A 13,778-nucleotide genomic window follows, 5' to 3' on the forward strand; every position below is an offset into this window, starting at 1 on the left:
AAAACAAGCTAATCCTGAAAAAAACAGGGAGTAAATTATATTAGTATTACCTTTGCCCCATGACTATTTCCGACTTAGAAGACTATTTTTCTGGTATTAATCTACCGCAAACCCTGGAACTCTATCCAGGAACCATATTGAATGACGTCCCCCACTGTGTAGACACCCACCTCAATGTGTTAAAAATCTATGGCAATGTTAGGCCATATGAATGTTTCTACGACAGATTGATCAAAATCAAAGAAATGGTAGAACAAGAACAAGAAAGCTCAGAAGAATAAAAAACAAAAAAGATAAAACAACCTATAAATGAAAAAGACAACCTGATAAGGGTTGTCTTTTTCATTTGATTATATGTCCAAAAGGGTACCATTAACAATTACCCTAAAGATTCGATTTGTCCTAAAATAGTACTGATTTTAGATTCCGCATCTGCTTTTTTATTGCGTTCATTCTGAATGATCTCTGGTTTCGCATTTTGAACAAAACGTTCATTGCTCAACTTCGCATCTACTGACTTCATGAAGCCTTGTAAATAAGTCAATTCCGCATTTAAACGTACTTTTTCTGCTTCCACATCAATCGTTTCATTCAGTTGAATAAAGAACTCATCTTTTCCAACCATGAAACTCACAGCACCAGCGATTTTATCTGTTACAAAGGTTACTTCAGCAACATTTACAACTTTAGAAATCACGTTGAACCACTTTTCATAATCCAATCCAGAGTTCACCTTGATACTCAAAGGCAAAGCATCTTTTGGAGAAATTTGCTTGGTGTTACGTACATTTCTGATCTCTGCAATCAGTCCCTTCACGATCTCTACATCTTTCAATAATGGCACATCAATTGAACCTACAACCGGATATGAAGCGACAATACAGCAGTCCATCTCTGCTCTTGCACTGAACAATTCATCATGCCACAGCTCTTCCGTAAGGAAAGGCATATATGGGTGTAAAAGTGTCAAAATCTTCTCAAAGAAACCGATGGTGAACTTTAACGTTTCCGCATCAATTGGATGTTGATAAGCAGGCTTCACCATTTCCAGGTACCAGGCACAGAAATCATCCCATACCAATTTATAGGAAGTCATTAAAGCTTCGGACAAGCGGTATTGTTTAAAGTTATCTTCGATCTCGACTAACGCTTCATTGAAACGGCTTTCGAACCATGAAATCGCCTGCTGGTTTGGATTTGGCAAAGTATAATCTACTTCCCATCCTTTTACTAAACGGAATGCATTCCAGATCTTATTGGCAAAATTCCTTCCTTGTTCGCAATAGCTTTCATCAAACATCAAATCATTTCCTGCAGGAGAGCAAAGCAGCATCCCTACACGAACCCCATCAGCACCATATTTTTCAATCAGGCCAATTGGATCAGGAGAATTTCCTAATGATTTAGACATTTTACGCCCTAATTTATCTCTAACAATACCTGTTAGATAAACATTCGTAAATGGTTTCTGACCACGGAACTCGTGTCCGGCCATGATCATTCTTGCCACCCAGAAGAATAAAATCTCTGGAGCAGTCACCAAATCATTGGTCGGATAGTAATAGTTGATCTCTTTATTGTCAGGATTTTTAAATCCATCAAACACAGAAATAGGCCATAACCAGGAAGAGAACCAGGTATCCATTACATCAGGATCCTGGTTTACAAACGGAGCCAGCTGACTTTTGAATCCGTTCGCTTCTTCAGCTGTAAACTGCCCATCGATATCTTTTAGCTTTAAAAATTCCGTTAAAGCTTCTTCTTTAGTTTTTGCAACTACCCAGTTCCCCTGGTTGTCGTACCAGGCCGGGATTTGTTGTCCCCACCATAACTGGCGACTGATATTCCAATCACGGATATTTTCCATCCAATGACGGTAAGTATTCTGGAATTTCTCTGGAATCAACTTCACATCACCATTCAACACATCTTCCAATGCTGGCTTCGCCATTTCGTCCATTTTACAGAACCATTGCATAGATAGTTTTGGCTCGATTGCCGCATCAGTACGCTCAGAAAAACCTACTTGTGATTTATAGTCTTCTACCTTATCCAGGTGTCCAGCTTCATCCAATAATTTGGCAATCTTTTTTCTCGCTATAAAACGATCTTCACCCACAAGAATCTGTGCCAGCTCATTTAAAGTTCCATCGTCATTTAGGATGTCAATTACCGGCAATTTATGTCTCAATCCTAGCTCATAATCGTTTAAATCATGCGCAGGAGTAACCTTTAAACAACCTGTTCCAAAATCCATTGTCACATAATCATCCTCAATTACAGGAATCTCACGGTTGATCAAGGGTACAAATACTTTCTTCCCTTTCAGGTGCGCATAACGCTCATCATTTGGATTCACGCAAATTGCTGCATCCGCCATGATGGTTTCCGGACGGGTAGTGGCAATAGTCAGGAACTCCTGATCATTGCTTCCCGCAACTGTATATTTGATATAATATAGTTTTTGATTTACCTCTTTACGGATCACTTCCTCATCAGAAACAGAAGTCTTTCCTGCCGGATCCCAGTTCACCATTCTTACGCCACGGTAAATTCTTCCCTTTTTATATAAATGAATGAAACAGTCGATTACCGCAGCAGACATATCATCTTCCATAGTAAAACGAGTCCGCTCCCAGTCGCAGCTAGCGCCTAGTTTCTTCAATTGATCGAGAATAATACCACCGTATTTTTCCTTCCACTCCCATGCATATTTTAAGAATTCTTCCCTTGTCAGGTCCTTCTTGTCAATACCACGTTCTTTTAACATCGCCACGACTTTCGCCTCTGTCGCAATAGACGCATGGTCGGTACCAGGTACCCAGCATGCATTTTTACCCTGCATTCTTGCCTTACGAATCAAAACATCCTGAATCGTATTGTTCAACATGTGTCCCATGTGCAATACGCCTGTGACGTTTGGAGGTGGGATTACAATTGTATATGGCTCGCGTTCATCCGGTTCAGAATGGAAAAAGTTCTTTGACATCCAGTAGCTGTACCATTTATCTTCGGTCGCTGCCGGGTCGTATTTTGTGGAAATGCTCATTATTACGAAAAAGTATCTGTTGAGATGCAAAAATAGCTTTTTAATTCAGAAAGAGAAAAATTCGAGTGACTACTCGCCGACTCAAATCTTTTGCTGAAGGGCAAAATATTTATAGGTCGGCTCCTAGCATTCCCTCATTTTTAGTTAAGCGGCCTCTCGAGGCGTTAAGAGAAAGGCGAACCTTATTAATTAAGCACCCTATTAATTAAACACCTTTTATAACCTTAAAAGGTAACATTCACAGCTCCGGCTGTCAACTACTTGAGTTTTTTTGATAAGCGGCCCATATAAAGCTGGAATTAAAATAACGGGCATCCTGCATTTCAGTGCTCCAGGAACTTAATTAAAAAAAAGCGGCTGGTGCTTTGAGGGCCTTTAAAATCTTTTTTTCGAAAGATTTTGAGACCGAAAAGTACCAGCCGCTTTTTTAGCAGTATTAATTTATGAACTGCTTATTTTTTCAGATTCTGCATAAAATAATCTGTTACTTTCTGATAAAGGTGAACACGGTCCTTGCCAATCACATTGTGCTCATGACCTGGATAGATCATATAATCCAGTTGAATATTCTTATCCACCGCGTGTTTAATAAAATCAACGGTGTGCTGTTGTACCACTACTGGATCCTGTACCCCGTGAATCAATAACAATTTACCTTTCAGGCTGCCCACATGGTCAGATAGATTGGTTTCCGCATAACCTTCAGGATTCTCTTTAGGTGTATCCATATAACGTTCAGTGTACATAATTTCGTAGAAGTTCCAGTTAATTACCGGACCACCGGCAACCGCAGCTTTGAATAGACCTGGTTCTTTTAGCATCACATTTACGGTACTAAAACCACCAAAGCTCCAGCCAAACAAGCCCATGTTACTAGGATCAACATAAGGTAATGATTTCAGGTAACCTACTGCTTTCTTCATATCTTCCAACTGAACGGCACCAGCATGTCTGAACATCGACTGCTCAAAAGCTTTTCCTCTGTTGTCACTGCCACGCGTATCCATGGTCAACACTACAAAACCTTGCTGTGCCATATATCTGAACCAGTAATCACCAGCACCCGCATTCCAGCTTTTGGTAATCAATTGTGCATGCGGACCACCATACCAGTAAACAATTACCGGGTATTTTTTTGTGCTGTCAAAGTTTAGGGGCTTGTAAAGGCTGCAATAAAGGTCATCACCAGTATCACTTTTAATGGTGAAAACGGATGAGTTTTCAGTAGCATATTGAGCAAGTGGATTCGCTGCTTTCAACAATACTTTGTTTTTTGCACTGCCAACTTCAACCAATTCGATTAATTTTGGCACCTCAGGACTGCTGTAACTGTCAATCACGGTATTTCCTGTACTGCTAACTTGTGTATTATGCACTGCAAGACCTTGCGTAATTCGTTTAGATTTTACCGATTTTAAATCTAGTAAATATAGATTTCGTGTAATTGGAGATTCTTCGGTAGACACATAAAACAGCTGATCACCTTTAGGGTTAAAGCCTTTCACTTCTGTTACTTCCCAATTGCCTTTCGTCAGTTGCTTCAGAACTTTTCCTTTTAGATCATATAAATACAAATGATTCCATCCATCACGGTTACTTTGCCAGATAAATTTAGAAGGATCTGTTTTAAGGAATAACATAGGCACTAATGGCTCTATATATTTTTCATCTTTCTCTTCGAAGATAGTTTTAACGAAATCACCTGTTACTGCATCAAATTGATTTAGTTTCATGTGATTTTGCTCGCGGTTTACTATGGCAATAAATACGGATTTATCATCCGGGCTCCATGCAATATTGGTCAGGTATTGTTCTACCGGTTCACCAGTTTTCAGGTATACCAACGCTTTTGTAGCCGGATTATATACTCCTACTGTTACATGGTGACTTTTGTCGCCTGCCATCGGATATTTGATATTGACATTTTTTGCCGGACGGCTTGTCCAGTCTGAGATTGGGTAATCTGTAACCATACTCTGGTCCATTCTGTAGAAAGCCAGCAGTTTCCCACGGTTGCTCCAGAAAATCCCTTTTGAGATTCCAAACTCTTCCCTGTGAACAGAAGAAGCATACACGATATCTGCAGTTCCATCTGTTGTTACCTGCTCAGCAGTAGTTCCATTAGTAACAAAAAGATTAAATTTATCCAGGTAAGCCACATAACCGGCTTTACTCTCTTCGACATTCGTTTTAGCAGCAAGCTCTGCACTCAACACCGTTTTAAAAGTGTTGTTAGCAGGATTAAAGGCTATTTTGGCACCTTTAACATACATCATCCAATCTGCGCCCTGATTAAACTGAATCACTGGCATCGCAGTTAGCGTATCCTGTTGACCTGCACGAAGCTTTTGATTGAGTTGTCCGAGGGAAAGAATCGCCTGTTCTTCCTTTGCTTTAAGGCTTCCCGACATCCATACCGGACCATTGGCCTGACGTTTAGCATACACGTAGTTTTCTGTTCCATAAATGAACTGCAGCTGCGATAAATTTTCAGGGGCAAGAGTGGTACGCGCATTACTCATTGCGTCCTGCATGGTCAGCATCTTATTCTGGGCAATCCCATAAAATGAGAGGGCCACCAACTGACATAGTAAGATAAATTTCTTCATTGTTTTCTAATTGATGGCCCAAATGTAACAATTAACCAGGTATCCCTGGTAAACTGCAACAACATTGCAACATAAGTTACTTTATTTCGAAACCATACACATTACCTGCAAAATCTGCCATAAAAAGCTGTTTTCCATTTAGTGTCGGATCGGCAAATACCGGTGCCCCAAGGTTTAATTTTTGCAGCACTTCTCCTGACTTTTCATTGATCACATATAAATAACCATCAGAAGCAGCAAACAGCAAGTCTTTTCCATATTTAACTACGGTACTTTCTACAGTGGCAGCTCCCGGGCCGGTATAAGGCGCAGAATAAACCAAAGCATTACCAGTAGGCCTATTCCATACCTCTTTTAATGTTTTCAAATCGTAAGCGACAACACCATTTGTAGAAGTAGGCATAATTAGATGCTGATCTGTGATTAAAGGAGTGGCCATTACTTTAAAGTCGTAGGTACCTTCGATCTTATCTATGTTTTTTCCTGTTAAAGGATCCAGAATAAATATGGCATTCAAACCTGTGATGTATATTTTACCCCCTTTATAAATTCCGGTACTACTCCTAAAACGAAGACCTTCATCACTTCTTTTCCACAGCAATTTTCCCGTTTTACGGTCGTGACCAAATAAGCTTTGCCAGTTACTTCCGGTAATCAGGACCTCTCCCGCCATTGTCATTTTCTCTGGCGTTCCTTCTCCGCCATTCCAATCTTTATTGGTCCAGATTGTTTTTCCAGTAGCAGCTTCTAAAGCTTGCAGATAGGAGCCGTAACCAGTGTAATAAATACCTTTATCAACGATACCTCCGGATATATAACCAGGAAGGCTTTTCATCCCTAAGTCTTTTTTCCAGATCAATGCCCCATTATCAGGTTTCAATGCATAGGTAAATCCCTCCATATCTGTTCCTAAAATTATCCCTTTTTCATAGGCGAGCGCATGTTTTATAGAATTACGCGTTTTATAATGCCACAGGATTTTGCCCGTTATCGGATCTAAAGCAGTGATGCCGCATTGCTGATTATTTGCATCATCAATAGTGGCGACAAATAATTTACCTTCGGCAAGCATAGGACTGCCTTTCCATATACTTCCTTTGATATTATTAAGCCACTTCAAGGCTAAAGCAGTCGCCTTTTCCTGACCAGACTCCACAGATCCTGTTAAGGCAGCAGACTGTAATCCTGAGCTCGCAGACATTCCTGAACTAATATTTACCGCGAAAACAAAGGCTTGTTTTTGGATATGTACCCTGCCTCCATCGTAAGTCACCTCCGTTTGAATCAAATAGGATTTTCCTTTGGTCATTTTGGCAGCAGGTACCTTTCCATACCAGCTCCAGTCGGTATTTGCATTTAATGCTGCTGTTGCGATTTGGTTTCCTTTTTCGTCATAGACGATGCTTTTAGCTGATTTCACTGCATTTTCAGTATCGTAAATGTTCGCAGAAATTATCAAATTACCATCTTTTACCAATACCATATCTGAACCATTAGGGCTGTTTACCACCAAATGATCATGTAAATAAGTATAATGAGGCTTGATTTCTTTTACCCCATCCTTATCAATTTCTATGGATAAAAATTGTCCGGCAGAGTTGTCTATTCCTCCCATACTTGGCGCGGCAGAAGACACATACTGAATCCCTGTATTATCGCTTTTCCTGACAAAATTATTGTGCCAGTGACCATAAACCCAGGCTTTCAAATTATTTTCATTCAGGTTGATGGAATCATTTTTCCCTTTCAACACAAACTGGTCATTGTAGGTCAGCAGGTCATGGTTGAAGATGATCACCGGTTTATTCTTATCCGTAGCCGCCAGGTCATTTTTCATCCAGCTGATCACCTCATCAACCGTGTAAGAAGGCTGTACATCACCAGAACGCATTGGCGTCACCATAAAATGTGCAGGTCCGGCATCAAAAGAATAATATACCGGCCCGAAAAGGCTTTCAAAAAGTTCCTCACCATAAGCACCTTTTACCAGATCGTGATTTCCAATACAGTAAAATATCTGTTTCCCTAAGGCTTCTGGAGTCACCTGATTTGCATGAAAATTAAGCCCTTTTTCATAACAGATATCTCCCGTATGAACGATGAAGCTCAGCTCCTGATTTTTCGAGAAATTCTTTAGATTGGTAATCCAGTCGTTGTATTTATCAGTTTCTGTATCTGTAATCTGCAGCATCTTCACCGAAGAACCTGCACTGGTAGGATCTGGAAGTAAGCCAAAGTTATAAGCTTCCACCTTATCCTCAATTTTAAGGTAATGTTTTGCGCTTAGTTTATACCCCGCAGGAACGGTTACGAATATAAAGCGATTTTTGGCATGTCCTGGTAAGGAGAAATTGCCATTCGCATCTGATTTCAAAACGTTTTGTCCATCGGATACGGAAACACCTTTCATTCCCTTTTCGCCTGCATCCCAGGTTTTATTCTTATTCTCATCCAGGAAAACCTTCCCTTTGTATTGTGCTCCCGCGGCAGTGGCCAGGAAAGCAAAAGCTACTGTAAAAATTAATCTCATTAGTGTTTCATTTAGTGTTTATGGTAATTGTGTGTGGTTCATTAAAAGTATTTGATTATTCCTTAGCAGGTCAATTAACCATATATCAATATATCATTACCTCAACATATCGTTATATGAGTATATCACCAGCTCATTCCTTAACTGATCAATAACAGGAAATCACCTGATCTAATATTAAAAAAGCAGCAGGTCATTTAACCTGCTGCTGCATAAGGGGTATTGGATAACAGGTTTAAAACACCTCTTCGTACTTAACTTACCAGCCAAAAACTTGTTTCAACTGAGGATTAGCTACGACTTCTCCTACTGGAATCGGTCGGTAATAATATTTAGGGCTAATAAAATTCCTTGGCTGATCTCTGTCTCTGGTAAAGGCAATAAAACCTGAAGTACCATTGCTTAGGTAAAAATTCTGAGCTTTTCCGGCTTTATCTTTCAAGTAAAATTTAGCTAATTTTGCCCTTTCCTCCGCGGGAATATTGGCAATTGAAGATTCATCATCAGGGTTAGGTAATATGGCAATATCAGGTTTACCGTCGCCGGTTACATCCATGGCGCCCAATGCAGGAACATACATTCCCTGTTGACTATCCTGGAATAAATTACCCGATTTCCAACGCATTAAATCACTAAAACGGAAACCTTCACAGGCGGTTTCTACTCTTCTCTCACGACGTATTTCCAGCAATACCGCACTGCTCACATTTGGATACATCGCTGCCAGAACAGGATCTACAGCTACACCCATACTCAATGGCGGCATTTGTACACGACTGCGTAATCGGTTAATTGTCTGATCAAGATCTCCCTGACTAATGCTTCCTAATTCCGCTTTGGCTTCTGCATTGATCAATAATATCTCCGCATACCTGAAAACTGGCAATCCGGTATAATTTGCTTCCCAACCTTGTCTAAGGGCAGGATCTCGGGGATAAAACTTGATTTGATTGTATCCACCTAAGGTTCCTTTGATCACATAAGGCTCATTAAGTGTATTAAATCCTCTGAATGCAGGGTTAATAATTGTTTCCGCCATTCTCGGATCACGATCCTTAAATACTTCCGTATAAACCTTCGTATGATACCCCGGACTGGACGTAAAAGGTGTACCATCTGTTTTCAAATAGGTATCCGCAAGACTTCTGCTCAGGGACCAGGTATAATCAAGAACGGTGTGGGTATTATTTCCTACGCCCAGTTCCCTGTTATAATCTGCCCACATGATCATTTCTTTGTTGCCGGATAGCGTAGGACTTGAAAATAGAGACCTATAATCCGCAGCACCATTTCCAGTGCTAACCAATTCAAAACCACCTTCTTTCATAATTTTATCAGAAGCTGTTACTGCAATATCCAGAAAGCGCTGATAATCACTGGTCAATCCAAGCTCATCATGATACTTTCTGAAAGTACCTTCATGTAAAGCGAAACGAGACAATAGAGCCAATGCCGTCCATTTTGTTACCCTGGTTTTCGTATCTTTTCCTTTTGCATCAATTTTGATATTCGTTGCTGCATAATTCAGATCGTTCAATACAGAATCCACCACCAATGCTCTTGGGTCTTGTCCTTTGTATAATTCAGGATCATTTTCCGACAATACGTGGCCATACCAAGGCACATTACTATATTTTTTTATTTTATCGAAGTAAAACATTGCGCGGAAAAAGCGTGCGATCCCTACGTAATGTTTGATCAATACTGGATCACCTTTTGCCTGACCAATATGATCCAGCATAAAATTAACCCTTCTTAAATCCTCCCAGTCGTCCTTTCCCCAACCGCCCACATTAGCGGCAGATAATCCACCTCTGACTAATAAATCGACCTCTCCATTCGCGTTGTAATTTGAGATATTGTCTGAATTAATATCAGAATAACTTGGAGAAATCTGCTGGTAAAAGCCATTGCTATAAGTTTCTAAATCTGTAGGTGATTGAAAGAATACACCTTCAGTAATTTCGGTTTCCGGGTTTCTCTGCAGGAAATCCTTCTTGCAGGCTGTCATTCCTATCGTCATCAATCCTAATGCAAGGATATATGTTATTTTTAGTTTCATGATGTCTTGCGTTAAAAATTAAGGTTTAAACCAAGGGAGTATGTTTTTTGGAAAGGATAGATTTTCCCGTCCAATCCTTCAGGGTCTAGCCTGGCTTTGATGTGTGAAACATCAAATAAATTCTCTGCACTGAAGTACACCCTAAGCTTGTCCATCTTCATCCTGGTGGTTAAAGATTTTGGAAGTGTATAACCCACAGTTAGGTTTTTCAATCTCAGGTAAGAAGCATCCTGAAGGTATCTTGTTTGAGGATTTCCCAATTCTGATTCGTCTTCCGCGATATAAGCTTTTACACGTGGGAAATAGCCATTCGGAGTTTCCGGAGTCCAGTGATCCAGGTTATGCGCTTGAACATTCGTCCATGGCTGCGCATATACGCCCCAGAAATAGTGGTTACTTGCATTAGGATACCAATCTCTTTTACCAACACCCTGGAAGAACATCCGGATATCAAAACCTTTCCATCCTGCACCCAAATCGATTCCATACTGGTATCTGGCTGTGGTGTTTCCAATGATTTTCTGATCACCATGGTTCGCAAGGGTATTGTCACCCTTGTCGATTTTGCCATCGCCATTCAGGTCTTTGAACTTTAAATCCCCTACATCAAACAGGTATCCGGTATCATCCGCACCTACTGCACTTTGATTGGCATGGTTCGCAATTTCTTCCTTGGATTGGAAAAACCCTTCTGTTTCCAGACCCCAGATTTCACCGAGTTCTTTACCTACATAGTATCTTTCATTCCCAAATTCATCTTTCCCAATTTGTCCGCTAGGATTATCAAACTTGGTAATAAAACTACGGCTATCGCCCATATTGAATCCAATGTTATAGTACAGCTGGCTATTATTGACCATAAAACCATCTTTCCATCCGATTCTCAGTTCCCATCCTTTAGTTTTCAAATCAGCGGCATTTACTTTAGGCTCAACGGTTCCAAAAGGACCAGGCAAGACCTTACCCTTCGTCAGCATTCCTTTGGTATACCTGGTATACCTGTCAAAGTTCAATTCTAATCTGTTTTTGAACAGGCTCACATCCACACCAACATTGAGGGTAGAAATCCTTTCCCAGGTTAAACTGTTGGCCACTGCCCCCGGAGGATTTACGGTAGTCGGTTTACTCCCGTCCAGAATCTGTCCAATGACAGCCGGTTTCATCGTTGGGATATAATAGTAAGCACTTACATCCTGATTACCTAATGCACCATAAGATGCACGGAATTTCAGCAAATCTATTTTCAGCTTCTCTGCCACCGGCTTAAAGAATTTTTCATTGCTGGCTACCCATGCCACAGAGGCAGAAGGAAAAAAGCCCCAGCGATCAGCAGCAGGAAAGCGGGAAGTACCGTCATAACGACCATTCAACTCCAGAATATACTTGTTGTCAAAAATATAGTTGAAGCGATAAAACCAACCTCTAACTGCCCAATCTTCAATACTTTCTTCTGCTTCAAATGCCCCAGTAGCCAGATTGATAGAAGGTAAAGTAGCGCTGATTAAACCTTTTCGAGATACTTTGCTATAATTCCAGTTTCTGGTTTCCTGATTAAAACCAGCAAGGACCTGCAGGTAATGTTTTTCATTAAAGGTTTTATGGAAATCTGTATAGATGTTGTAAATATTATGTCTGATGTGTCTGTCCACATTAGTTGCTGATCCACCTGGTTCTCCGCTGTAACTAATGGCCGAATTTGGTCCTTTTTTATAAGGAATAGCAAGATCATAAGCTCTTCCAGCGCTATCAATTTTTCTCACTGTCGCATCTGCTTTTAAGTCCCATACATCTTTAACCAGGGAAGCTTTTGCAGTAAAAGTAGTTTGGAAGCTATTGCCTCTGGTTACCCTGCGGCCACCACTTTGCATTTTCCCCAACAAAGCAGCTCCCGTAGAAGTCCAGCTGCCATCTGGATTGGTAGGCACATCCAGAGAACTTTGTCTGTTTACGTTATGAAAGAAACCCTCTCCATTATAAGAAGGCTCGTCATAGGTACTGGTCATGAAGGAAGTATTATTTCCTATAGTCAGCCATTTCGATAAATTATAATCTGCTTTAGCACGAAGGTTGTAACGGTCGTAAGTATCATTCCCGTATTTAAACATCCCTTCGTTTCTAAAATATTCAGTAGACATATAATAGCTTAGTTTATCATCTTTTTTGGAGATGTTCACATTAGCATTATAAGTTGGAGCAGATTGATTATAAACTTCGTCCATCCAGTTTGTACTGCCATAATACATCCAGGCATTTTTGTCTGTTGGAGAGATAATAACCGATGGTAAAGAAGGATCTGCAGCAAGTTTCCTGGCATACTCCCGATCGCTTTCCGGGAATAAGTTATATAAAGGATAAGCGGCATCATGTTTATACTCCATTACAGTCAATGGATCGGTGATTACTTCCGGCACCTTGCCTAATTGTCTGATGGCATAATACGTATTAGCACTAATCTTCAAATCGGTGCTTTGTGCTGATTTTGTAGTAATTAAGATCACTCCGAACGCAGCCCTGGCACCATATATCGCTGCCGATGCCGCATCTTTCAACACGGTTACATTCTCAATATCTGCCGGATTCAAAGCCAATAATTCTTCATTAGTGAAAGGCACATTATCCACTAAAATATAAGGAGAACCACCATTTAAAGAGGTAAATCCACGGATATTGAATTTTGGTGCTTTATTCACCTGTCCGCTGGAAATGGTAATGTTCAGGTTGGGAATTAATCCCTGTAAACCTGCACCAACGCTGGTAATCGGCCTGTTGGCGATTTCCTTACCGGAAACACCGTCTACCGCACCACTTAGGTTTACTTTTTTCTGCGTACCGTACCCAACTACCACTACCTCATTTAGAAATTTCTGGTCATCCTGTAAAACCACATTGATCTGCTTGCGCGTACCAATCACGATTTTTTGCTCAGTCAGGCCAACATAACTAAATACCAATACATCTGCCGGTGAACCTGCTTCAATCTGATAATTACCATTTACATCTGTGGTCGCTGTTTTTGGGGTTCCCATGATGCGAACGGAAACTCCTGGAATAGGCAGTCCCTTTTCGTCGGTCACCATCCCTTTGATTAAAATCGCTTCATTTACCCAGGATAAAACCGGTAAGGCGTCCTGATCACGTCGTCTAAAGATCACGACATTATTTTCTGACTCCCGATAGGAGAAAGGAGTGCCATTTAACAGCTCCAGCAATACCTCATTTAAAGGTTTACCGGATACATCCATCATGATTCCTTTCACTTTTCTCAGCTCATTATTATTGTAAGAAAAATCCAGATTGCTGCTTTTACTGATTTTCTCTATTGCTTTTTCTAGGGATTCGCCTTTTAGGTGAACACTCACCTTAACATTTTTAAGCCGCTGACTAAATACCGTTTCCGCAAATAAGGTTCCGGCGGTAGTGAGCAATGTGGCAAACACTATTAATCCTACTCTCATCATCTTAAGAATTAGTGTAGTAATGTTTTTTTTCATATTTTTATTCGTTTTAAAATTTCATTGAAACATAGCA

General features: G+C 40.4%; 6 protein-coding genes. 1 reads left to right on the forward strand and 5 read right to left on the reverse strand.

All coding sequences use genetic code 11. The features are described 5' to 3' along the window. Nucleotides 1-59 precede the first annotated feature (59 nt). A complete protein-coding gene (locus tag H9X96_RS03350; RefSeq protein WP_187664900.1) occupies nt 60-281 on the forward strand; it encodes a hypothetical protein in 222 nt (73 codons plus the stop codon). 98 nt (nt 282-379) lie between these two features. Here H9X96_RS03350 and H9X96_RS03355 read toward each other — a convergent pair whose 3' ends face one another. The 5 genes from H9X96_RS03355 to H9X96_RS03375 all read right to left on the reverse strand — a co-directional run bounded on the left by H9X96_RS03355 (nt 380) and on the right by H9X96_RS03375 (nt 13,741). Continuing rightward, nucleotides 380-3,049 (reverse strand): valine--tRNA ligase, encoded by a 2,670-nt coding sequence (locus tag H9X96_RS03355; protein ID WP_187664901.1) that lies wholly within the window; start codon nt 3,047-3,049, stop codon nt 380-382. A gap of 452 nt (nt 3,050-3,501) precedes the next feature. After that, nucleotides 3,502-5,658, reverse strand: coding sequence for a DPP IV N-terminal domain-containing protein (locus H9X96_RS03360; RefSeq protein ID WP_187664902.1), 2,157 nt, complete (start codon nt 5,656-5,658; stop codon nt 3,502-3,504). A gap of 76 nt (nt 5,659-5,734) precedes the next feature. Next, nucleotides 5,735-8,188 (reverse strand): PQQ-binding-like beta-propeller repeat protein, encoded by a 2,454-nt coding sequence (locus H9X96_RS03365; protein WP_187664903.1) that lies wholly within the window; start codon nt 8,186-8,188, stop codon nt 5,735-5,737. Between the two features lie 259 nt (nt 8,189-8,447). Continuing rightward, on the reverse strand, nt 8,448-10,250 hold the full coding sequence (locus tag H9X96_RS03370) for a RagB/SusD family nutrient uptake outer membrane protein (RefSeq protein ID WP_187664904.1): 1,803 nt from the start codon (nt 10,248-10,250) through the stop codon (nt 8,448-8,450). Between the two features lie 11 nt (nt 10,251-10,261). After that, nucleotides 10,262-13,741 carry a TonB-dependent receptor gene (locus tag H9X96_RS03375; RefSeq protein WP_222943818.1) on the reverse strand — a complete coding sequence of 1,160 codons (3,480 nt, stop codon included), beginning with the start codon at nt 13,739-13,741 and terminating at the stop codon, nt 10,262-10,264. Nucleotides 13,742-13,778 lie beyond the last annotated feature (37 nt).

This window comes from Pedobacter sp. N36a (genome assembly GCF_014472395.1).
Lineage (GTDB): Bacteria > Bacteroidota > Bacteroidia > Sphingobacteriales > Sphingobacteriaceae > Pedobacter.

Excerpts from the sequence above, each read along its gene's own strand:
- H9X96_RS03350 (WP_187664900.1), top strand. The coding sequence starts at position 60 with ATGACTATTTCCGACTTAGAAGACTATTTTTCTGGTATTAATCTACCG.
- H9X96_RS03355 (WP_187664901.1), bottom strand. The coding sequence starts at position 3,049 with ATGAGCATTTCCACAAAATACGACCCGGCAGCGACCGAAGATAAATGG.
- H9X96_RS03360 (WP_187664902.1), bottom strand. The coding sequence starts at position 5,658 with ATGAAGAAATTTATCTTACTATGTCAGTTGGTGGCCCTCTCATTTTAT.
- H9X96_RS03365 (WP_187664903.1), bottom strand. The coding sequence starts at position 8,188 with ATGAGATTAATTTTTACAGTAGCTTTTGCTTTCCTGGCCACTGCCGCG.
- H9X96_RS03370 (WP_187664904.1), bottom strand. The coding sequence starts at position 10,250 with ATGAAACTAAAAATAACATATATCCTTGCATTAGGATTGATGACGATA.
- H9X96_RS03375 (WP_222943818.1), bottom strand. The coding sequence starts at position 13,741 with ATGAAAAAAAACATTACTACACTAATTCTTAAGATGATGAGAGTAGGA.